Annotated in this window: 25 protein-coding genes; 5 read left to right on the top strand and 20 right to left on the bottom strand. The window is 67.5% G+C overall.

Features of this window, described 5'->3' with window-relative positions; translation table 11 throughout:
* Window positions 1-2: 2 nt before the first annotated feature.
* The 14 genes from rplE to rpsJ form a co-directional block, all read right to left on the bottom strand.
* Complete coding sequence (gene rplE / locus HNQ79_RS06820) at window positions 3-560, bottom strand: 50S ribosomal protein L5 (RefSeq protein WP_185028018.1); 558 nt, start codon at window positions 558-560, stop codon at window positions 3-5.
* Window positions 560-883 (bottom strand): 50S ribosomal protein L24, encoded by a 324-nt coding sequence (gene rplX / locus HNQ79_RS06815; protein WP_108151516.1) that lies wholly within the window; start codon window positions 881-883, stop codon window positions 560-562. The genes rplE and rplX overlap by 1 nt, the downstream gene beginning before the upstream one ends.
* Before the next feature lie 2 nt (window positions 884-885).
* Window positions 886-1,254 carry a 50S ribosomal protein L14 gene (gene rplN, locus HNQ79_RS06810; protein WP_003974257.1) on the bottom strand — a complete coding sequence of 123 codons (369 nt, stop codon included), beginning with the start codon at window positions 1,252-1,254 and terminating at the stop codon, window positions 886-888.
* Between the two features lie 128 nt (window positions 1,255-1,382).
* Complete coding sequence (rpsQ, locus tag HNQ79_RS06805; protein WP_028812368.1) at window positions 1,383-1,667, bottom strand: 30S ribosomal protein S17; 285 nt, start codon at window positions 1,665-1,667, stop codon at window positions 1,383-1,385.
* Window positions 1,667-1,891, bottom strand: coding sequence for a 50S ribosomal protein L29 (rpmC, locus tag HNQ79_RS06800; protein WP_138894199.1), 225 nt, complete (start codon window positions 1,889-1,891; stop codon window positions 1,667-1,669). The genes rpsQ and rpmC overlap by 1 nt, the downstream gene beginning before the upstream one ends.
* Window positions 1,891-2,310 carry a 50S ribosomal protein L16 gene (gene rplP, locus HNQ79_RS06795; RefSeq protein ID WP_119286204.1) on the bottom strand — a complete coding sequence of 140 codons (420 nt, stop codon included), beginning with the start codon at window positions 2,308-2,310 and terminating at the stop codon, window positions 1,891-1,893. Before rplP ends, rpmC begins: the two co-directional genes overlap by 1 nt.
* Window positions 2,311-2,315: 5 nt before the next feature.
* Window positions 2,316-3,155 (bottom strand): 30S ribosomal protein S3, encoded by an 840-nt coding sequence (rpsC, locus tag HNQ79_RS06790; RefSeq protein WP_185028016.1) that lies wholly within the window; start codon window positions 3,153-3,155, stop codon window positions 2,316-2,318.
* Complete coding sequence (gene rplV / locus HNQ79_RS06785; protein ID WP_004571827.1) at window positions 3,155-3,502, bottom strand: 50S ribosomal protein L22; 348 nt, start codon at window positions 3,500-3,502, stop codon at window positions 3,155-3,157. Before rplV ends, rpsC begins: the two co-directional genes overlap by 1 nt.
* A 41-nt stretch (window positions 3,503-3,543) precedes the next feature.
* Window positions 3,544-3,825 carry a 30S ribosomal protein S19 gene (gene rpsS / locus HNQ79_RS06780; protein WP_185028014.1) on the bottom strand — a complete coding sequence of 94 codons (282 nt, stop codon included), beginning with the start codon at window positions 3,823-3,825 and terminating at the stop codon, window positions 3,544-3,546.
* A gap of 12 nt (window positions 3,826-3,837) precedes the next feature.
* A complete protein-coding gene (rplB, locus tag HNQ79_RS06775; RefSeq protein WP_185028012.1) occupies window positions 3,838-4,674 on the bottom strand; it encodes a 50S ribosomal protein L2 in 837 nt (278 codons plus the stop codon).
* A gap of 40 nt (window positions 4,675-4,714) precedes the next feature.
* Window positions 4,715-5,032 (bottom strand): 50S ribosomal protein L23, encoded by a 318-nt coding sequence (rplW, locus tag HNQ79_RS06770; RefSeq protein ID WP_185028010.1) that lies wholly within the window; start codon window positions 5,030-5,032, stop codon window positions 4,715-4,717.
* Window positions 5,032-5,682 (bottom strand): 50S ribosomal protein L4, encoded by a 651-nt coding sequence (gene rplD / locus HNQ79_RS06765; RefSeq protein ID WP_185028008.1) that lies wholly within the window; start codon window positions 5,680-5,682, stop codon window positions 5,032-5,034. Before rplD ends, rplW begins: the two co-directional genes overlap by 1 nt.
* Before the next feature lie 7 nt (window positions 5,683-5,689).
* The gene (rplC, locus tag HNQ79_RS06760) at window positions 5,690-6,334 is read right to left on the bottom strand and encodes a 50S ribosomal protein L3 (protein ID WP_185028006.1); all 645 of its coding nucleotides are present in this window, start codon (window positions 6,332-6,334) and stop codon (window positions 5,690-5,692) included.
* A gap of 13 nt (window positions 6,335-6,347) precedes the next feature.
* Window positions 6,348-6,656 (bottom strand): 30S ribosomal protein S10, encoded by a 309-nt coding sequence (rpsJ, locus tag HNQ79_RS06755; RefSeq protein ID WP_003948644.1) that lies wholly within the window; start codon window positions 6,654-6,656, stop codon window positions 6,348-6,350.
* Window positions 6,657-7,201: 545 nt separating this feature from the next.
* Between rpsJ and HNQ79_RS06750 the strand changes: the two genes are divergently transcribed.
* Window positions 7,202-8,059: an RpnC/YadD family protein gene (locus HNQ79_RS06750; protein WP_185028004.1), complete on the top strand. Its 858-nt coding sequence runs from the start codon at window positions 7,202-7,204 to the stop codon at window positions 8,057-8,059.
* A gap of 70 nt (window positions 8,060-8,129) precedes the next feature.
* On the opposite strand, the gene HNQ79_RS06745 is transcribed toward HNQ79_RS06750, so the two are convergent.
* Entirely contained in the window at window positions 8,130-8,345 is a 216-nt protein-coding gene (locus HNQ79_RS06745) for a DUF397 domain-containing protein (RefSeq protein ID WP_185028002.1), read from the bottom strand.
* Entirely contained in the window at window positions 8,342-9,199 is an 858-nt protein-coding gene (locus HNQ79_RS06740; protein ID WP_185028000.1) for a helix-turn-helix domain-containing protein, read from the bottom strand. The genes HNQ79_RS06745 and HNQ79_RS06740 overlap by 4 nt, the downstream gene beginning before the upstream one ends.
* Window positions 9,200-9,358: 159 nt before the next feature.
* Between HNQ79_RS06740 and HNQ79_RS06735 the strand changes: the two genes are divergently transcribed.
* The 4 genes from HNQ79_RS06735 (at window position 9,359) to HNQ79_RS06720 (ending at window position 14,377) form a co-directional block, all read left to right on the top strand.
* Complete coding sequence (locus HNQ79_RS06735; protein ID WP_185027998.1) at window positions 9,359-9,787, top strand: ATP-binding protein; 429 nt, start codon at window positions 9,359-9,361, stop codon at window positions 9,785-9,787.
* Between the two features lie 314 nt (window positions 9,788-10,101).
* Window positions 10,102-11,148: a hypothetical protein gene (locus HNQ79_RS06730; protein ID WP_185027997.1), complete on the top strand. Its 1,047-nt coding sequence runs from the start codon at window positions 10,102-10,104 to the stop codon at window positions 11,146-11,148.
* Between the two features lie 55 nt (window positions 11,149-11,203).
* Entirely contained in the window at window positions 11,204-11,794 is a 591-nt protein-coding gene (locus HNQ79_RS06725; protein ID WP_185027996.1) for a Uma2 family endonuclease, read from the top strand.
* Between the two features lie 384 nt (window positions 11,795-12,178).
* The gene (locus HNQ79_RS06720) at window positions 12,179-14,377 is read left to right on the top strand and encodes a PIG-L family deacetylase (protein ID WP_308437325.1); all 2,199 of its coding nucleotides are present in this window, start codon (window positions 12,179-12,181) and stop codon (window positions 14,375-14,377) included.
* Window positions 14,378-14,566: 189 nt separating this feature from the next.
* Here the strand turns inward: HNQ79_RS06720 and tuf are convergent, their stop codons facing one another.
* The 4 genes from tuf to rpsL all read right to left on the bottom strand — a co-directional run bounded on the left by tuf (window position 14,567) and on the right by rpsL (window position 18,985).
* Complete coding sequence (gene tuf, locus HNQ79_RS06715) at window positions 14,567-15,760, bottom strand: elongation factor Tu (protein ID WP_185027995.1); 1,194 nt, start codon at window positions 15,758-15,760, stop codon at window positions 14,567-14,569.
* Between the two features lie 212 nt (window positions 15,761-15,972).
* Window positions 15,973-18,102: an elongation factor G gene (gene fusA, locus HNQ79_RS06710; RefSeq protein WP_185027994.1), complete on the bottom strand. Its 2,130-nt coding sequence runs from the start codon at window positions 18,100-18,102 to the stop codon at window positions 15,973-15,975.
* A 38-nt stretch (window positions 18,103-18,140) separates the two neighbouring features.
* Window positions 18,141-18,611 (bottom strand): 30S ribosomal protein S7, encoded by a 471-nt coding sequence (rpsG, locus tag HNQ79_RS06705; protein ID WP_185027993.1) that lies wholly within the window; start codon window positions 18,609-18,611, stop codon window positions 18,141-18,143.
* Window positions 18,612-18,613: 2 nt separating this feature from the next.
* Window positions 18,614-18,985 (bottom strand): 30S ribosomal protein S12, encoded by a 372-nt coding sequence (gene rpsL, locus HNQ79_RS06700; protein WP_003948652.1) that lies wholly within the window; start codon window positions 18,983-18,985, stop codon window positions 18,614-18,616.
* Window positions 18,986-19,363 lie beyond the last annotated feature (378 nt).

Here is a 19,363-nt window from a genome sequence, read left to right as displayed (position 1 = left end):
GGTCAGTTCTCCTTGAACGGGAAGCCGAGGTGACGCAGCAGGGCACGACCCTCGTCGTCGTTGGTCGCCGTGGTGACCACGGTGATGTCCATGCCCCGGACCCGGTCGATCTTGTCCTGGTCGATCTCGTGGAACATGACCTGCTCGGTGAGACCGAAGGTGTAGTTGCCACGGCCGTCGAACTGCTTCGGCGACAGACCACGGAAGTCGCGGATACGCGGCAGCGCGAGCGACAGCGTACGGTCCAGGAACTCCCACATGCGGTCACCACGGAGGGTGACGTGGCAGCCGATCGGCTGACCCTCGCGCAGCTTGAACTGCGCGATCGACTTGCGGGCCTTGGTGACGGCCGGCTTCTGACCCGTGATGGTCGTCAGGTCCTTGATGGCCCCGTCGATCAGCTTCGAGTCACGGGCGGCGTCGCCGACACCCATGTTGACCACGATCTTGACGAGGCCGGGGATCTGCATGACGTTCTCGTAGGAGAACTCTTCACGCAGCTTGCCCGCGATCTCCTCGCGGTAGCGCAGCTTGAGGCGCGGTGCGGTGGTGGCAGTCATCAGATGTCCTCACCAGTCCGCTTGGCAACGCGGATCTTGTTGCCCTCGTCGTCAAAGCGGTAGCCGACGCGGGTAACGACCTTGTTGCCGTCCTTCTCCACAACCAGCTGAACGTTGCTGACGTGGACCGGAGCCTCGGTCGTCACAATGCCGCCGGTCTGCGAACCGCGAGCGGTCTGACCGGCCTTCGTGTGCTTCTTGACCCGGTTGACACCCTCGACCAGGACGCGGTCCTCGCGGGGGAAGGCCTGAATGACCTTGCCCTGCTTGCCCTTGTCCTTACCGGTGATGACCTGTACCAGGTCGCCCTTCTTGATCTTCATGCTTACAGCACCTCCGGCGCGAGCGAGATGATCTTCATGAACTTCTTCTCGCGCAGCTCACGGCCCACCGGGCCGAAGATACGGGTGCCGCGGGGGTCGCCGTCGTTCTTGAGAATGACAGCGGCGTTCTCGTCGAAGCGGATGTACGAGCCATCCGGGCGACGACGCTCCTTGACGGTGCGAACGATGACCGCCTTGACGACGTCACCCTTCTTCACGTTGCCACCGGGGATCGCATCCTTGACGGTGGCGACAATGACGTCACCGATGCCCGCGTAGCGGCGACCCGAGCCACCGAGAACACGGATGGTGAGAATTTCCTTCGCACCCGTGTTGTCGGCGACGCGAAGTCGCGACTCCTGCTGGATCACGTCTATCTCCTGATCGTCTGCCGGTTCCCGGTGGGGCCGTATCGCTACGGCCCCACCGAGCCTGGCGGAACTGCCTGAAGGGAAACCCCTTCAGGGCGTATCTGTGGGAATTCCCTTGCGGGAATTACCTACTTGGCCTTCTCGAGGATCTCGACGATGCGCCAGCGCTTCGAGGCCGACAGCGGACGCGTCTCCATGATCAGGACGCGGTCGCCGACACCGGCAGCGTTGGACTCGTCGTGAGCCTTGAGCTTGTTCGTACGGCGGATGACCTTGCCGTACAGGGCGTGCTTGACGCGGTCCTCGACAGCGACGACGACGGTCTTGTCCATCTTGTCGCTGACGACCAGACCCTCACGGGTCTTGCGGAATCCGCGCTGCTCAGTCGTCTCAGTCACATTCTTCTCGCTCATCAGGCGCTCTCCACCGTCTCGATGCCCAGCTCGCGCTCGCGCATCAGGGTGTAGATCCGGGCGATGTCCTTACGGACGGACTTGAGCCGGCCGTGGTTCTCGAGCTGCCCGGTCGCCGCCTGGAAGCGGAGGTTGAACAGTTCTTCCTTGGCCTCACGGAGCTTCGCGACGAGGTCCTCGTCGTTCAGCTCGCGCAGCTCAGTCGCCTTCGTACCGGCCACCATCACGACTCACCTGCCTCGCGCCGAACAATCCGGCACTTCATCGGAAGCTTGTGAGCAGCGCGGGTAAGCGCCTCACGAGCAATCTTCTCGTTCGGGTAGGACAGCTCGAACATCACCCGACCGGGCTTGACGTTCGCGATCCACCACTCGGGGGAACCCTTACCGGAACCCATGCGGGTCTCGGCAGGCTTCTTCGTGAGCGGACGGTCCGGGTAGATGTTGATCCAGACCTTGCCGCCACGCTTGATGTGACGGGTCATCGCAATACGAGCCGCTTCGATCTGGCGGTTCGTCACGTAGGCCGGGGTCAGCGCCTGGATGCCGTACTCGCCGAATGCGACCTCAGTACCACCCTTGGCCATACCGCTGCGCTTGGGGTGGTGCTGCTTGCGGTGCTTGACCCTACGAGGGATCAGCATGTCGGTCAGGCCTCCGTTCCGGTGCTCTCGGCCGGAGCAGCGGCGGCGGGAGCGTCGGCCTTGGGGGCCTCGGCTGCCGGCGCGGACTGCTGCGGCTTGCGGCCGCGGCCGCCACGCTCGCCACCACGGCCACCACGGGCCGGGCGGTCGGCAGCGCCGCCACCACGGGCCGGGCGGTTACCCGCACGGGCCGCGGCGTTCTCGGCGCGAACCTCGGCGATGTTCTTGACGTCGCCCTTGTAGATCCAGACCTTGACGCCGATACGACCGAAGGTCGTCTTGGCCTCGAAGAAGCCGTAGTCCACGTTCGCGCGGAGCGTGTGCAGCGGCACACGGCCCTCGCGGTAGAACTCCGACCGGGACATCTCGGCGCCGCCGAGGCGACCGCCGCACTGGATCTTGATGCCCTTGGCGCCGGCCTTCATGGTGCCCTGCATGCTCTTGCGCATGGCACGGCGGAAGGAGACGCGGGAGGAGAGCTGCTCGGCAACGGCCTGAGCAACCAGCTGAGCGTCCATCTCGGGGTTCTTGACCTCGAGGATGTTCAGCTGGACCTGCTTGCCCGTGAGCTTCTCGAGGTCGCCGCGGATGCGGTCGGCCTCGGCGCCACGGCGGCCGATGACGATGCCCGGACGAGCGGTGTGGATGTCCACACGCACGCGGTCACGGGTGCGCTCGATCTCCACCTTCGAGATGCCGGCGCGCTCCATGCCGGACGTCATCATCCTGCGGATGGCGACGTCTTCCTTGACGTAGTCCTTGTACAGCTTGTCGGCGTACCAACGGGACTTGAAGTCCGTGGTAATGCCGAGCCGGAACCCGTGCGGGTTTACCTTCTGGCCCATTACCGGGTTCCTTCCTTGCTGCTGACGACCACGGTGATGTGGCTGGTCCGCTTACGGATCCGGTAGGCACGGCCCTGAGCACGCGGACGGAACCGCTTCAGGGTCGGGCCCTCGTCCACGTACGCCTCGCTGATGACCAGCGAAGAGGCGTCGGTGTGGTCGTAGTTGTGTGCGGCGTTGGCAATGGCGCTGTCAAGCACCTTGCCGACCGGCACGCTCGCGGCCTGCGGGGCGAAGCGCAGGACCGCCTGAGCCTCCGTGGCATCCATGCCACGGATAAGGTCCACCACGCGGCGGGCCTTCATGGGCGTGACGCGGATGTACCGCGCCTGGGCCCTGGCTTCCATGGTTGTCCCTTCGGTGTCGTTCATAGTCATCGCACCCCGCCTTAGCGGCGCTTCGACTTGCGGTCGTCCTTGACGTGGCCGCGGAAGGTGCGGGTCGGCGCAAACTCGCCGAGCTTGTGGCCGACCATCGACTCGGTGACGAACACCGGGACGTGGATCTTGCCGTTGTGCACCGCGATGGTGTGACCCAGCATGCTGGGGGTGATCATCGAGCGCCGGGACCAGGTCTTGATGACGTTCTTGGAGCCTGCCTCGTTCTGTACGTCCACCTTCTTGCTGAGGTGTCCGTCGACGAAGGGCCCCTTCTTGAGACTGCGCGGCATCTAAACCCGCTCCTAGCGCTTCTTGTTCGACTTGCGGCGGCGGACGATGTACTTGCTCGAAGCCTTCTTCGGCGAGCGAGTACGACCCTCCTTCTGACCCCACGGGGAGACCGGGTGACGACCACCGGAGGTCTTACCCTCACCACCACCGTGCGGGTGGTCGACCGGGTTCATCGCCACACCGCGAACGGTCGGGCGAACGCCCTTCCAGCGCATGCGGCCGGCCTTGCCCCAGTTGATGTTCGACTGCTCGGCGTTGCCGACCTCGCCGATCGTGGCGCGGCAGCGGGCGTCGACCAGGCGGATCTCTCCGGAAGGCATACGAAGGTGGGCCATGGTGCCCTCCTTCGCCAGCAGCTGCACGGAGGCACCGGCGGAGCGGGCGAACTTCGCACCGCCACCGGGCCGCAGCTCGATGTTGTGGATGGTGGTACCCACCGGGATGTTGCGCAGCGCGAGGTTGTTGCCCGGCTTGATGTCGGCCCCGGGGCCGTTCTCGATCCGGTCACCCTGCGACAGGCCACGCGGGGCGAGGATGTAACGCTTCTCGCCGTCCGCGTAGTGCAGCAGCGCGATGCGCGCGGTGCGGTTGGGGTCGTACTCGATGTGCGCGACCTTGGCGGGCACGCCGTCCTTGTCGTGACGACGGAAGTCGATCACGCGGTAGGCGCGCTTGTGGCCACCACCCTGGTGGCGAACGGTCACACGACCGGCGTTGTTACGGCCGCCCTTGCTGTGCAGGGGGCGGACCAGCGACTTCTCCGGCGTGGACCGCGTGATCTCGACAAAGTCGGCTACGGAGGAGCCACGGCGGCCCGGCGTAGTCGGCTTGTACTTGCGGATTCCCATTTCTCAGTCCTCGTCCGATTCCGGACGATCCAGACCGCCGTTAGGCGGTCGGACCGCCGAAGATGTCGATACGGTCGCCCTCGGCGAGGGTCACGATGGCCCGCTTGGTGTCGGCACGCTTGCCGAAACCGGTGCGGGTGCGCTTCCGCTTGCCCTGACGGTTGATCGTGTTGACTCCGGTGACCTTGACCGAGAAGACCGCTTCCACGGCCTGCTTGATCTGGGTCTTGTTGGAGCCGGGGGCGACGATGAACGTGTACTTGTTCTCGTCGAGCAGCGCGTAGCTCTTCTCCGAGACGACCGGCTTGACAAGAATGTCGCGGTGGTCCGTGAAGGTCTTGCTGGTAACGGCGCTCATCAGGCGTCGCTCCCTTCGGTCTCATCGGCCTGGGGGCCAGACACGAAGGACTCGAAGGCGGCCTTGGTGAAGACCAGGTCGTCCGAGACGAGCACGTCGTACGTGTTCAGCTGGCCCGGCTCCAGGATGTGCACCTGGGGCAGGTTGCGGGCGGAGAGCCACGCGGCCTCGTCCGAACGCTCGGCAACCAGGAGCACGTGCTTGCGCTCGCTGACCTTGCCCAGCAGGGACTTGGCGGCCTTCGTGGAAACCGCACCCTCGACCACGCCGGTGACGACGTGGATACGAGCATTGCGGGCCCGGTCGGTGAGGGCACCGCGCAGGGCGGCGGCCTTCATCTTCTTGGGGGTCCGCTGCGAGTAGTCACGCGGCTGCGGGCCGTGGACGACGCCACCGCCTGCGAACTGCGGGGCGCGGGTCGAACCCTGACGGGCGCGGCCGGTGCCCTTCTGGCGGTACGGCTTCTTGCCGCCACCACGGACTTCGCCGCGACGCTTGGTCTTGTGCGTGCCCTGGCGGGCAGCGGCCAGCTGAGCGACAACGACCTGGTGGATCAGCGGAATGCTGACCTTGGCGTCGAAGATCTCCGCGGGGAGGTCGACGGTCCCGGTCTTGTCGCCTGCCGGCGAAAGGATGTCAATGGTGCTCATCGGTTCCTCAAACCCCCTTGGCCGCGGTGCGGACCAGGACGAGGCCACCGTTGGGGCCGGGAACGGCGCCCTTGATGAGCAGCAGACCCTTCTCGGCGTCAACGGCGTGGACGGTCAGGTTCTGGGTGGTGACCCGCTCGTTACCCATGCGACCCGCCATGCGCATGCCCTTGAAGACACGGCCGGGGGTGGCACAGCCACCGATGGAACCAGGCTTGCGGTGCACGCGGTGGGCACCGTGCGAGGCCTTGCCACCGGCGAAGTTGTGACGCTTCATGACACCGGCGAAGCCCTTGCCCTTGCTGTTGCCCGTGACGTCAACCTTGACGCCGGACTCGAACACCTCGGCAGTGATCTCCTGGCCCAGCGTGTACTCGCTGGCGTCAGGGGTGCGGAGCTCCACCAGGTGGCGGCGGGGGGTCACGTCGGCCTTGGCGAAGTGACCCTTGAGGGGCTTGTTCACCTTGCGCGGGTCGATCTCGCCGAAGGCGATCTGGACCGACTCGTAGCCGTCGTTGTCGTTCGTACGTACCTGCGTCACGACGCACGGCCCGGCCTTGACGACGGTCACCGGGACAACCCGGTTGTTCTCGTCCCAGACCTGGGTCATGCCGAGCTTCTCGCCCAGGACGCCCTTGATGTTCTTCGTCATCTCGGCCGTCCCCTCAGAGCTTGATCTCGATGTCGACGCCTGCCGGCAGGTCGAGACGCATCAGCGAGTCAACCGTCTTCGGCGTGGGGTCGAGGATGTCGATGAGGCGCTTGTGCGTGCGCATCTCGAAGTGCTCGCGAGAGTCCTTGTACTTGTGCGGCGACTTGATGACGCAGTACACGTTCTTCTCAGTGGGCAGCGGCACCGGGCCTGCGACCGACGCACCAGTGCGGGTCACCGTCTCGACGATCTTCTTCGCCGAGGAGTCGATGACCTCGTGGTCGTAGGCCTTGAGCCGGATGCGGATCTTCTGTCCCGCCATGGCTACTAGTAGTCCTTTGTCTCATAACGCTCTGGAACCCGGGAAGCTGCGCTCTGCTTGCTCAGCACTGCCCTCTTCCGACCCACGCGGTCGGGCGTGTCGCATCCTCGCCAGTGCAAAACCCCAAAGGATTTCCCTGCTGTAAGGGATGCGGTCCGCAACCGCAAGCCGGGGGAGAACACCCACCGGGTGCCTGGTCGGCACCGCACTGGCACTTCCCGAAAGATTCCCGTACGTCCGCCTCAGCGCCGCCCATGGGGCAGTTGGGGCGACGAGTACTGTGGGACTCGCTTCCGGTCCTCCCGGCGGGAGGCGTGCAGCATCGATACTCAACCGAGCAACCCCGACAGTCTGCCATACGGGGCACGGTGCACGCCAATCGGGCGGAAGAGATTACCCGGAGCGTGACGGAGGTCAAACCTCGGCCTGCGGCAGCGGCTCTACAGCCCTTCCCGCGTACGGACATTTCTGCGAGTGACCACCCGTGCGGAGCACGGCATGCCAAAGGCATGTGCCAGCGGCTTTTCGTCTGCCAGCGTGCTCGCATGGTCAGTTCCTCGCACGAGGCAATGCACCGCCTCTTCCAGGAGGATCCCGGGGTCTTCGCACGCACGGCGCGCGCCCTGGGGCACTCCTTCACCGATCCCGTCGAGGTCTCGGTACTCCCGACCGACCTCACCGAACCGAGCCCGCTGGAACGCCGGGTGGACACGCTGCTGCGTTTCGACACGGCAGGCCCCGAAGGCAGCTTCCTGCTCGCCGTCGAGGCGCAGAGCAAGCGGAGCGACACGAAACCGGCGAGCTGGGCCTACTACGCGTCGTACCTCTACACGAAGTACGCCCTGCCGCCGGTCCTGCTCGTCATCTGCCACGACCGGGCCACCGCCGCCTGGGCCGCCCGGCACGTCGACATCGGTCCGCCGCAGTGGCCGACCCTCACCCTGCGCCCCCTCGTACTGGGCCCGCAGAACGTCCCTGTCGTACTCGATCCCGACGTCGCCCGCGCCGACATCCCGCTCGCGGCGCTCTCGGCGATCACACACAGCGACCATCCGGACATCGGTGCCATACTGAAAGCACTGGCCGGCGCCCTGAAATCACTGGGCGAGGACGATGCGAGCATCTTCATCGAGCTCACCGAACAAGGCCTGGGCACCGCCCCGGCAGCCACGACCTGGAGGGAACTCATGGCCGTCGACCTCTCCTTCTTCCGCTCGGAAACCGCGCAGAAGCTCCGCGGCGAAGGGCTCGCCGAGGGGCTGCTGTTGGTCTTGGACCAGCGTGGGATCGCGCTGACGGACGACGACCGCGCCCGCATCACCTCGTGCACGGACCACGACACCCTCACCGCCTGGATGACACGCGCCCTCAACGTCACCACGGCCGACGAACTGTTCCAGTAGGGGTCATCGAGAAACCCCTGCTCGGGGACGTTCCGGGCAGGGGCTCGTGGTCGGGGTCGCGTGGGCCGCGTCAGCGGTGGTCGTCCGTGGCGTACGGGACGAAGTCGGCCCACGTCGTGCTCATGAAGCCGAGCCGGGGGCCCTCGGGGTGCTTGGAGTCGCGGACGTGGACGGTGCCGGGGGCAGTTGCGACCTCAACGCAGTCCTGGCCGTCGCCGCTGTCGCTGTAGCTGCTCTTGAACCACTTCGGCTCGGAAGTAGGTCCGGCAGAGGGCTTGTGGATCATGTCTCTCCCAGCACTTGCTCGATGAAGGCCAGTGACTCCCGTGGCGTGAGAGCCTGGGCCCGGATCATCCCATAGCGCAACTCAAGGATTCTGAGCTGCTTCGGGTCGAAGACCGGGCGGCCACTGAACGCCCCCTCAGAACGTCCTACGGCAGTGCCGTCGGGGAACTTCAGTACCTGGATCAACCCACCCGTGCCGGGATGCTCCTCGCATCTGGTCGGCATCACCTGGATTGCCACGTTCCTCAACTGCCCCACTTCCAGAAGGCGTTCGAGCTGTCCACGCCACACCATTGAGCCTCCCACCGGACGGCGGAGCGTAACCTCCTCCTGCACGAAGCTGAGAGACGGGATGGGCTGGCGCTCAAAGATGGAGCGCCGAGCCATGCGAGCCGCCACGATGCGATCTGTCTCATCCGGCGTATAGGCAGGCAGCCACGACGCGAACAGCGCCCGCATATGCGCCTCGGTCTGCAGCAGGCCGTGAATGTTGTGGGTGCCGTACGCAGAAAGCTCCACCGCCCGCGCCTCCATCTTCGCCAGGTCCCGCACCTTCTTCGGGTACCTGGCCTCCGCCACGTCGTCCTTCATCGCGGCGATCCTCCCGCCCGCCCCCAGCGCCTCGTCCGACCGGTCCAGGTACTCCGGGCGCGGGATGCGCCGACCGCCCTCGACCTTGTAGACCAGGTCCTCCCCGTACCCGATCCGGGTCGCGAACTCCCCCGCCCGCATCCCCGCCGCCTCCCGCCACAGCTTCAGCTGGCGGCCCACCGTGGCCACCACCGCCGCGCCCTGTTCGTCGTCCGGGTCGACGTCCCAGCCGGGTTCGTCCACGTTGCCGTCGTCCACGTTCATCTACGCGCCACCTCCGACGTGCCGTTCTCCGTCAACCGGACCTGTCCCCCGCCAGGCACCCCGGACAGTCGGGACAGGACTGGACAGCGTCGGGACAGTCTCCGTACGCAAGGGCGATCTCCCTGTGCACGGTACGCACGCCCGGACACGCTGAGTGATGTGAACCAACAAAGCAGTGACAAGCCTCAACTCCGCACGTGCGTGCGGGAGTTCACCGTTCAGCTCTCCTCCACCCGGCGCGGGGCCCGGCTCGCCCGGTTGCTCGCCGTGGAGCAGCTGCGGTCCTGGGGGCTCCCCCTGGAGGAACCGGCGCACATCGTCGCCGAGCTGGCAGCCAACGCCGTCACGCACGGTCGCGTACCGGGCAGGGACTTCCGGCTCGCCCTGTCCGTCGACGACGCCGGAACGCTCCGAATCGAAGTCACCGACGCGTGCGGCGACCGAATGCCCAGCGCCGCGGCGGAGAGCGCGGACGAGGAGTCCGGACGCGGTCTGCTCCTCGTGGAGGTGCTCGCCGACAAGTGGGGTGTCACCCCCGGCCCCTACCCCTGCAAGACCGTGTGGGCCGAGTGCGCGGTGGCCGACTGAGGGGCGAAAGCCGCAGGTGGGACCGGATCGCGGTCCGCCTCGACCCGGTGCGCCACGACCCGCTCCCCGTGGACGTAAAACACCTTCAATACTCGGGGAACCAGAACCTCACCCAACCCCACCAGCCTCCCGGCGGGACCGCCGCGCGGCTCGTCACCCACATGGGTGGTCTCTGCCAACTCGGGTGGATTCGCGAAGGGTTGGCGGGCATATGCTCGCCCCGACAACCACAACTCCAGACATACGTCGGCCCCCGGCCGGGACTGCGAATCCCGATCGAGGGCCTGACCAACGAGGAAGAAAGCCGCTTCCCGATGGATACGAACGAGCTTAACGCGCCCTCGCGCGCCCCGTCCCGTGTACGCCGACCCAACACCCGATCCGGTGTCATTCACGAGAACACCCGGCACCGCAACCGCTTCACCGTCGTCGGCGACCACTTCTCCCAACACCCCGACCTGAGCTTCCTGGCACGCGGCTTGGGGCTGTACATCCAGTCGCTCCCCGACGGCGTGATCATCGCGATCAAGCTCCTGTCGGCCCGCTTCCCCGAGAGCGAGGCGCGGATCGCCACCGGCCTCCGCGAGCTGGAAACCGCCGGCTACCTCTCCCGTGACCGGGTACGGCTGCCGAACGGGCAGATCGTGACCCGGACCACCTTCCGCAACCACGTGGAAGCGGAAGCAGGAGCGGCTGCCCCGGCCGTACGGCAGGACCGCACACCCCGCCCGCCCCGCCCGCCCCGCGAGCAGGCCCCGGCGCGCCCCTCGGTACAGCGACCCGCGCCATCCCGTGCCCCGTCCGCGCCGCCGAGCCCCGTCGACGCACCGCCGCAGGAGCAGGCGCAGGCGTCCGGCGAACTGCCCCCGCTGTGGGCCGGGTTTGACGACGTACCCCCGCAGAAGCAGCCGGACGTACCGGCCACACCCGTTCCGCCCCAGCGGCCCCAGCAGGCCCGGCGGTCCCGGCTCCCCCTGCCCACCCCCCAGACCTTCGACCCCGAACGCGACCAGGCCGCCCGGGACCTCCTCGCCTCGCTGCGCGTGGACGACCCCCGGCTCACCCTCGCCGACCGGGACGTACACCGGCTCGGTCCCGCCGTGGCGAGCTGGCTGGAGCGACGCGTGGCGCCGGAAGCGGTGCGACAGGAACTCCTCAAGGGGCTGCCGGAGCGGCCGGACAGCCCCCGGGCGCTGATCGCGCACCGGCTGACGGTGAACATGCCCGGCGCGCTGCCGCCCGCGCCCGTCGTCGTACGGCCGGACCCCATGCAGGACTGCGACGGCTGCGGCCGGGTGTTCCGCGCGCCGCGGCCGGGGCGCTGCGGCGACTGCCGAACCGGGAGCGAGGCAGCGGCCTAGCATGAACGTGACGACCCTTCCTGCCCCCGGGCACGGACGACGAGGAGCGCACGCCATGACCATCGCCCCGGACAGCGCACGTCAGGGCAGCCCGGACTACCGGGCCATGAGCGACGCCGTCGACCACCTACGGGACCGCCTTCCCGGCAAATTCGAGATCACCAAAGAAGGAATCGTCCACGACATGATGACTCCGGGTCGTCCCCACGAATACACCGCCGGGCTTGTCAGCCGCCGCCTGGAGAAGACCATGGCGGACGGCATCTGGGCCTTCACGGGCACGCCCGACGTGGAGGACGAGCCCGAGGGGATCAAGCGTCACCCCGATGTCATGGTGATCCCCGAGGAGGACATGGAGGGCGAAGGCGCCTTCGACCCGCGCACCCTCCTGGCCGCCATCGAGATCGTCTCCCGATCCAACCCCGACAACGACTGGGTGAGCAAGATGCGGGACTACCCCCTGCTCGGCATCCCCGTCTACGCGATCTTCGACCCCCGCACCGGAAGCGGAGCCGTCCTCTCCGAGATCCACTCCACCCCCGACGGCCCCCGCTACGCCACCCGCAAGGACTTCGTCTACGGCGAGGACGTCACCATCGCCGACTGGACGATCTCCACGGAAGGGCTCCCGCGCTACGCCGAATGAGCAGGTGGCGGCCACGGAGACCGCACGCTGGTGGCGGCCACAGGGGCGCCACACGCCCAGCGGGCCGGGTGACCCGGTGGCGGCTACGAGGACCGCGCCGGTGACGGTCATGGGGACCCCACGCCCACAGCAGGCCGGACAACCCGGTGACTGCCACGGGAACCGCGCGTCCCCAGCGGCTCGCCCATCGCCGCGTCCCCGTCCGCCTCGTGAACTGGCCCACTCCCCGTCCCGGTCAGGCAACCGCCCGCCCCCGTCCTCCGTCTAGCTGGTCGCAGCAGGGCGGCCACCCCTTGTCGGGAAGTCGCCGCCCGCCGCGGAGAATGACCAGGCGCAGCGAGAACGACCCTCCGCTGCCGGGGCAGCGGACGGAGAACTTCACACGTGAGCAGCACGACAGCCGGGCCCGGCCTGCCCGAAGGCCCGGTCGGCACCGGCATGCCCGGCACGCGCGAGCCGGGACGGACGGCGCCCGGACTGCACCGCCGTACCCTCCTCGCCGCCGCCGGTGCCACCGCGGGCGCCCTGGCCCTCTCCTCCTGCACCGTCCCGCCGCCGCGCCGCCGCGACCCGGTGGCCAACCCCGGGCCGGGCCGGCCGATCTCCACCGCCGAGCGGCCGCTGCTGCTCCAGGTCCTCGCGCACCCGGACGACGACCTCTACTTCATGAACCCGGACTCCCGGCGCCTGCTGGAGGCCGGTACCCCGGTCGTCTCCGTGTACGTCACGGCGGGTGAGGCCAACGGGGTCAACCACCCGCCGGGCCGCCCCCGCCCCAAGCCCGACAAGACCGCGTACGCCTCGGCCCGCCAGCAGGGGCTGCGGCAGGCGTACGCCACGCTTCTGGGACTGCCGAAGTTCAGCCCGTGGCAGCGCAGCGTGCTCACCCTGCGCGGGGACAAGCACGCCGAGCTGAACACGCTCTCCCACGGCGACCGCCGCGTCGACCTCGTGTTCCTCAACGTGTCGGTGAACGCCTCCCGCAACCGTCCCGCGATGACCGCGCTGTGGGAGGACCGCGGGATGACCCAGCACACCCTGGTGCCGGACAACACCCCGCTGAAGAAGTCGAGTTCGTACGACTACGAGCAGCTGGTCGACGCCCTCGCCGGGTTGTACGACCGCTACCGTCCCACCGTCGTGCAGACCCTCGACCCCGATCCGGACATCCAGAACAGCCCCGAGCGCTTCCGCAGGAAGGACAGCGAACAGCGCGGCTACTCGGACCACCCGGACCACACCGCCGTGGCCTGCTTCAGCTGGGCCGCGCTGATCCGCTGGGTCGCGGAGACCGCAGACCAGGACAAGCCGCTCCCCCGTTTCGCCGCCACCGCCTTCCGCGGCTACTACAACCACCACTGGCCCAAGAACCTCCCCAAGAGCGTCCTGAGGGAGAAGGCCGGGACGCTCGTGCCGTACGGCGGCGACGTCGACTGGCAGTGCGGCAACCCGGCCGGCTGCGGTGACTACGGGGTCGGCAAGCGGCGTCCGCTGGAGAACTGGAAGGGCTGGGTCAACTCCACCAACTACCGTTACCCGGGGCCGCAGTTGGTGACCCACCAGCAGGGCGGAGCGCTGACGGCGTACGGCGTGCTGGGGCTGCGCCTGGTCCGCTGGCGGGCCGCCGGGAACGGCACATGGAGCGCCCCCGAGGACCTCGGCGGCGGCCCGCTCGCTCCCGTGATCGGGCAGGCCGTGCTGCGGGAGCACAACGGGGGCAAGCACTCCGGGCAGCTCCTCTTCGCCCTGCGTTACGCCGCGCTCGGCGGGCACGGCAGCGCGAACACCCGTGAGGTCGTCCAGTACGACGGCCGGGCCTGGACCGGACTGGGCTCCCCCGAGAAGCTTCCCGACCGCTCCCGCCGCATCGGCGTCCCGGTCGCGGTCACCGCGGGCGACGGCCGCGTCCACCTCTTCGTACGGAACGCCTCGAAGAGCGTCAGCACCCGGGTACGCGAGGCCGACGGCCAGTGGGGCCCGTGGCGCACCCTCGAAGGGCCCGACGCGGACAGCCCGAGCCCGTACGAGCAGGCGCCCCTCAAGCGCGGCAGCCGCTCCCCCGTCGACGGCAACGGCCCCGGCAACGGCGACGGCGTCCAGGACGGGCTGTCCGCGGTCGTCGACGCCCAGGGGCTGGTCCACCTCTTCGCGGCCGCCCGTACCTCCGTCCGCCACTGGGCGCAGACCGTGCCCGGCGGCCCGGTGACCCTGCGCCCGGCGAGCCGGCTGCCCGCCCCCGGCGACATACCGCGCGCCCTGGCGTACGAGGACGGCACACTCGGCGTCCTCTACCGCCGTCCGGTCAGCGCGCGCCTCACCGCCGTCCGCCCGGACGGCACCGCTCTCCCCGGCGGGCCGGCCCTGCCCGGGTACGGGCCGGTGGCCGCGCTGAGCGACCCGGCGGGTCCCGTCCTGCTCGGCCGCACGGAGCAGGGGGCGCTGCAACTGCGCTCCGCGAAGGGCACGTTGAGCAAGCGCCCGGGGGCGTGTGTCGGCGCGCCCGCGCTGCTGCGCACGACCGCCGGTGCCCCCGCCGTGGTCGGCCTCGGCGCGGACGCGACGCCCTGGCTCTGGCTGCCGTAGCGCCGTGGGTTCGTAGCACCCGTACGCCCGTCGGCGGTTTCCGTACACCGTCGGCGGGCGGCCGTGCGGACCGGCCGCCCCCGGACAACAGAAAGGCCCCGGCTCCCACCGCTTGCGCGGCGGGGCCGGGGCCCTTCCCTTGGAACGTGGAGCTCAGTCAGCGAGCTGCCAGGTCAAACCACCAGGTGATTACTTGGTGATCTTGGTGACCTGGCCGGCGCCGACGGTCCGGCCACCCTCACGGATGGCGAACTTGAGGCCCTCCTCCATGGCGACCGGCTGGATCAGCGCGACCGACATGACGGTGTTGTCGCCCGGCATGACCATCTCGGTGCCCGCGGGCAGCGTGACGACGCCGGTGACGTCCGTGGTGCGGAAGTAGAACTGCGGGCGGTAGTTGTTGAAGAAGGGGGTGTGACGGCCACCCTCGTCCTTCGACAGGATGTACGCCTGCGCCTCGAACTCCGTGTGCGGGGTGACCGAGCCCGGCTTGATGATGACCTGGCCGCGCTCGACGTCCTCGCGCTTGATGCCACGGAGGAGCAGACCGACGTTCTCACCGGCCTGGCCCTCGTCGAGCAGCTTGCGGAACATCTCGATGCCGGTGACCGTGGTGGTGGTCTTCTCTTCCTTGATACCGACGATGTCGACGGTCTCGTTGACCTTGAGGACACCACGCTCGATACGGCCGGTGACGACGGTGCCACGACCGGTGATCGTGAAGACGTCCTCGATCGGCATCAGGAACGGCTTGTCGACGTCGCGCTCGGGCTGCGGGATCGACTCGTCGACGGCGGCCATCAGGTTCAGGACCGACTGGCCCCACTCCTTGTCGCCCTCGAGCGCCTTGAGCGCCGAGACCTTGACGACCGGCAGGTCGTCGCCCGGGAACTCGTACTCGGAGAGGAGCTCACGGACCTCGAGCTCGACGAGCTCCAGGATCTCCTCGTCGTCCACCATGTCGGCCTTGTTCAGCGCGACGACGATGTAGGGGACGCCTACCTGGCGGGCCAGGAGGACGTGCTCCTTCGTCTGCGGCATCGGGCCGTCGGTGGCGGCAACCACGAGGATCGCGCCGTCCATCTGCGCGGCACCCGTGATCATGTTCTTGATGTAGTCCGCGTGACCGGGGCAGTCAACGTGGGCGTAGTGACGCGACTCGGTCTGGTACTCAACGTGGGCGATCGAGATCGTAATACCACGCTGGCGCTCTTCGGGAGCCTTGTCGATCTGGTCGAAGGCCGAGGCCTCGTTCAGGTCGGGGTACGCGTCGTGCAGCACCTTGGTAATGGCGGCCGTGAGGGTCGTCTTACCGTGGTCAATGTGACCGATGGTGCCGATGTTGACGTGCGGCTTAGTCCGCTCGAACTTTGCCTTCGCCACTGGATCCTCCTGCGGAGTGGTTCTGTACGCCTTGCTTCATCGGCGCCAGGTGATCTTTGCTGGGATGCCGGCGCCCGGGGCATTCAGCACGGATTGCGCTGAATGCCCCAGTGGCTCCGGTGATAAGCCTAAAGCGTGTGCTCATACGGGTCGGAACCCGCACTCGCGATGAGCAACTCGTGAAGAGTCGCCCGGTTGAGTGACTCGGGGAGTTACTCGCCCTTGGCCTTCGCGATGATCTCCTCGGCGACGTTCCGCGGAACCTCGGCGTAGGAGTCGAACTGCATCGAGTAGCTTGCGCGACCCGAGGTCTTGCTGCGGAGGTCTCCGACGTAGCCGAACATCTCCGAGAGGGGCACGAGGCCCTTCACGACGCGAGCGCCGCTGCGCTCCTCCATGGCCTGAATCTGGCCACGGCGGGAGTTCAGGTCGCCGATCACATCGCCCATGTAGTCCTCGGGCGTGGTGACCTCGACGGCCATCATCGGCTCAAGGAGCACGGGAGAGGCCTTGCGGGCACCCTCCTTGAAGGCCTGCGAACCGGCGATCTTGAAGGCGAGCTCCGAGGAGTCCACCTCGTGGTAACCACCGTCGAGAAGGGTGACGCGGACGCCGACCATCTCGTAACCGGCCAGGATGCCGAACTGCATGGCTTCCTGGGCGCCCGCGTCCACCGACGGGATGTACTCCCGGGGGATGCGGCCACCGGTGACCTTGTTGACGAACTCGTACGACGCGTCGCCACCCTCGATGGGCTCAAGGGCGATCTGCACCTTCGCGAACTGGCCGGTACCACCAGTCTGCTTCTTGTGCGTGTAGTCGATGCGCTCGACGGTCTTGCGGATCGTCTCGCGGTACGCGACCTGGGGCTTGCCGACGTTCGCCTCGACGCGGAATTCGCGCTTCATGCGGTCGACGAGCACCTCGAGGTGAAGCTCGCCCATACCACCGATGATGGTCTGGCCGGTCTCCTCGTCCGAGTGGACCTGGAAGGACGGGTCCTCCTCCGAGAGACGCTGGATGGCTACACCCAGCTTCTCCTGGTCACCCTTGGACTTCGGCTCGATGGCGACCTGAATGACCGGCGCCGGGAAGTCCATGGACTCCAGGATGACCGGGTTCTTCTCGTCGCACAGCGTCTCACCGGTGGTGGTCTGCTTGAGACCCATGACGGCGATGATGTCGCCGGCGCCCACCGATGCGATCTCCTCACGCTTGTTCGCGTGCATGCGGTAGATCTTGCCGATGCGCTCCTTCTTGCCCTTGACGGAGTTCAGTACAGAACTGCCGGCCTCAAGGCGGCCCGAGTAAACCCGGACGAAGGTGAGCTTGCCCAGGTGCGGGTCGCTCATGATCTTGAACGCGAGGCCCGAGAAGGGCTCCTCGTCCGACGGCTTGCGCGCGATGACCTTCTCCGGGTCCTTCACGTCGTGGCCTTCGATGGCCTCGACGTCCAGGGGAGAGGGCAGGTAGCGCACCACGGCGTCGAGCAGGGGCTGAACGCCCTTGTTCTTGAACGCCGTACCGCAGAACACGGGGCTGACGGTGACGGAGTCGGCGCTGCCCTTCGACGCGAGCGTGATGCGGCGGATGGCCGCCATCAGCTGCTCCTCGGAAGGCTCCTGGCCCTCCAGGTACAGCTCCATCATCGCGTCGTCGTGCTCGGCGACCGTCTCCAGCAGCTTGCCGCGCCACTCGTCGGCAGCCTCGATGTGCGTGTCCGGGATGTCGACCGTGTCGTACATCTCGCCCTTGGCGGCCTCGGCGGACCAGACAAGAGCCTTCATCGCCACGAGGTCGACGACGCCCTTGAAGTCGGCTTCGGCACCGATGGGGAGCTGCATGACGAGCGGGACCGCACCGAGGCGGTCGACGATCATGTCGACGCAGCGGTGGAACTCGGCACCCGTACGGTCGAGCTTGTTGACGAAGCAGATGCGCGGCACGCCGTAGCGGTCCGCCTGACGCCAGACAGTCTCGGACTGGGGCTCGACGCCGGCCACACCGTCGAACACGGTGACAGCGCCGTCGAGGACGCGGAGCGAACGCTCCACCTCGACGGTGAAGTCGACGTGACCCGGGGTGTCAATGATGTTGATCGTGTGATCGACATCATTGAGCGGCCAGTGGCAGGTCGTCGCGGCAGACGTGATCGTGATGCCGCGCTCCTGCTCCTGCTCCATCCAGTCCATCGTGGCAGCGCCGTCGTGGACTTCACCGATCTTGTAAGACACACCGGTGTAGAAGAGGATCCGCTCGGTGGTGGTCGTCTTGCCCGCGTCGATGTGGGCCATGATCCCGATGTTGCGGACCTTGGCCAGGTCAAGCGAAGTGGTGGCCATAAGGCTCAATCTTCTCTCGGTCTCGATGTGGGTAGCGACTACCAGCGGTAGTGCGCGAAGGCCTTGTTGGACTCGGCCATCTTGTGGGTGTCCTCACGCTTCTTGACGGCAGCGCCAAGACCGTTCGAGGCGTCGAGCAGCTCGTTCATGAGGCGCTCGGTCATGGTCTTCTCGCGGCGGGCGCGGGAGTAACCCACGATCCAGCGGAGCGAGAGGGTGGCGGCGCGGCCGGGCTTGACCTCGATCGGCACCTGGTAGGTGGCGCCACCGACACGGCGGGACTTGACCTCAAGCGACGGCTTGACGTTCTCAAGCGCGCGCTTCAGCGTGATGACCGGGTCAGCGCCGGTCTTCTCGCGGAGGCCTTCCATGGCGCCGTAGACGATCCGCTCGGCGGTGGAACGCTTGCCGTCGAGCAGGATCTTGTTGATCAGCGACGTCACAAGAGGAGATGCGTAGACCGGGTCAATGATGACCGGGCGCTTCGGGGCGGGGCCCTTACGAGGCATTCTTACTTCTCCTTCTTGGCGCCGTAGCGGCTGCGAGCCTGCTTACGGTTCTTGACGCCCTGCGTGTCGAGGGAACCGCGGATGATCTTGTAACGAACACCCGGAAGGTCCTTCACACGACCGCCACGCACGAGCACGATCGAGTGCTCCTGCAGGTTGTGGCCCTCACCCGGGATGTAGGCCGTGACCTCGATGCCCGAGGTCAGGCGCACACGCGCGACCTTACGGAGCGCCGAGTTCGGCTTCTTCGGGGTGGTCGTGAACACGCGCGTGCAGACGCCGCGGCGCTGGGGCGAACCCTCAAGCGCGGGCGTCTTGTTCTTCTCGACCTTGTCCTGCCGGCCCTTACGGACCAGCTGCTGGATCGTAGGCACTACTTCTCCGGTTTCTGTGTGCCGATCACTGTGAAACTAACCTGAAACAGTCACCGACCCACGCGGTCGGGTGTGTCGGATCCGGCACGCTTCCGCGGAACGGAAGAGGACGCGAATCGCGAAGGCCCACATAAAGACGGACTCGCTCTGCGGCTGTAAACACGCACAGGAGCCCAGGCACAACCCAGGCACAAGGTCTGAGCGTACCTACCGCATCGACCTGGGTCAAAACAAATGCGAGGGGGCCACCCGGCGCCGGACCGGGGACCTGTCAATACCGAGGTTCCGGACGCGTGCTGCACGGTCCGCCGCTGGTCCTGCCGGCCACCCCGTAGGCCTACCTCCAGGGACAGCCCTGAGGGGTACGACGAGGCCAGG

This window comes from Streptomyces candidus (genome assembly GCF_014207445.1).
Taxonomy (GTDB): domain Bacteria; phylum Actinomycetota; class Actinomycetes; order Streptomycetales; family Streptomycetaceae; genus Streptomyces; species Streptomyces candidus.
The sequence above is the reverse complement of the archived record's forward strand: the minus strand, read 5'-3'. Positions and strand labels throughout refer to the sequence as shown.

Excerpts from the sequence above, each read along its gene's own strand:
- rplE (WP_185028018.1), bottom strand. The coding sequence starts at position 560 with ATGACTGCCACCACCGCACCGCGCCTCAAGCTGCGCTACCGCGAGGAG.
- rplX (WP_108151516.1), bottom strand. The coding sequence starts at position 883 with ATGAAGATCAAGAAGGGCGACCTGGTACAGGTCATCACCGGTAAGGAC.
- rpsQ (WP_028812368.1), bottom strand. The coding sequence starts at position 1,667 with ATGAGCGAGAAGAATGTGACTGAGACGACTGAGCAGCGCGGATTCCGC.
- rpmC (WP_138894199.1), bottom strand. The coding sequence starts at position 1,891 with ATGGTGGCCGGTACGAAGGCGACTGAGCTGCGCGAGCTGAACGACGAG.
- rplP (WP_119286204.1), bottom strand. The coding sequence starts at position 2,310 with ATGCTGATCCCTCGTAGGGTCAAGCACCGCAAGCAGCACCACCCCAAG.
- rpsC (WP_185028016.1), bottom strand. The coding sequence starts at position 3,155 with ATGGGCCAGAAGGTAAACCCGCACGGGTTCCGGCTCGGCATTACCACG.
- rplV (WP_004571827.1), bottom strand. The coding sequence starts at position 3,502 with ATGGAAGCCAGGGCCCAGGCGCGGTACATCCGCGTCACGCCCATGAAG.
- rpsS (WP_185028014.1), bottom strand. The coding sequence starts at position 3,825 with ATGCCGCGCAGTCTCAAGAAGGGGCCCTTCGTCGACGGACACCTCAGC.
- rplB (WP_185028012.1), bottom strand. The coding sequence starts at position 4,674 with ATGGGAATCCGCAAGTACAAGCCGACTACGCCGGGCCGCCGTGGCTCC.
- rplW (WP_185028010.1), bottom strand. The coding sequence starts at position 5,032 with ATGAGCGCCGTTACCAGCAAGACCTTCACGGACCACCGCGACATTCTT.
- rplD (WP_185028008.1), bottom strand. The coding sequence starts at position 5,682 with ATGAGCACCATTGACATCCTTTCGCCGGCAGGCGACAAGACCGGGACC.
- rplC (WP_185028006.1), bottom strand. The coding sequence starts at position 6,334 with ATGACGAAGAACATCAAGGGCGTCCTGGGCGAGAAGCTCGGCATGACC.
- rpsJ (WP_003948644.1), bottom strand. The coding sequence starts at position 6,656 with ATGGCGGGACAGAAGATCCGCATCCGGCTCAAGGCCTACGACCACGAG.
- HNQ79_RS06750 (WP_185028004.1), top strand. The coding sequence starts at position 7,202 with ATGGTCAGTTCCTCGCACGAGGCAATGCACCGCCTCTTCCAGGAGGAT.
- HNQ79_RS06745 (WP_185028002.1), bottom strand. The coding sequence starts at position 8,345 with ATGATCCACAAGCCCTCTGCCGGACCTACTTCCGAGCCGAAGTGGTTC.
- HNQ79_RS06740 (WP_185028000.1), bottom strand. The coding sequence starts at position 9,199 with ATGAACGTGGACGACGGCAACGTGGACGAACCCGGCTGGGACGTCGAC.
- HNQ79_RS06730 (WP_185027997.1), top strand. The coding sequence starts at position 10,102 with ATGGATACGAACGAGCTTAACGCGCCCTCGCGCGCCCCGTCCCGTGTA.
- HNQ79_RS06725 (WP_185027996.1), top strand. The coding sequence starts at position 11,204 with ATGACCATCGCCCCGGACAGCGCACGTCAGGGCAGCCCGGACTACCGG.
- fusA (WP_185027994.1), bottom strand. The coding sequence starts at position 18,102 with ATGGCCACCACTTCGCTTGACCTGGCCAAGGTCCGCAACATCGGGATC.
- rpsG (WP_185027993.1), bottom strand. The coding sequence starts at position 18,611 with ATGCCTCGTAAGGGCCCCGCCCCGAAGCGCCCGGTCATCATTGACCCG.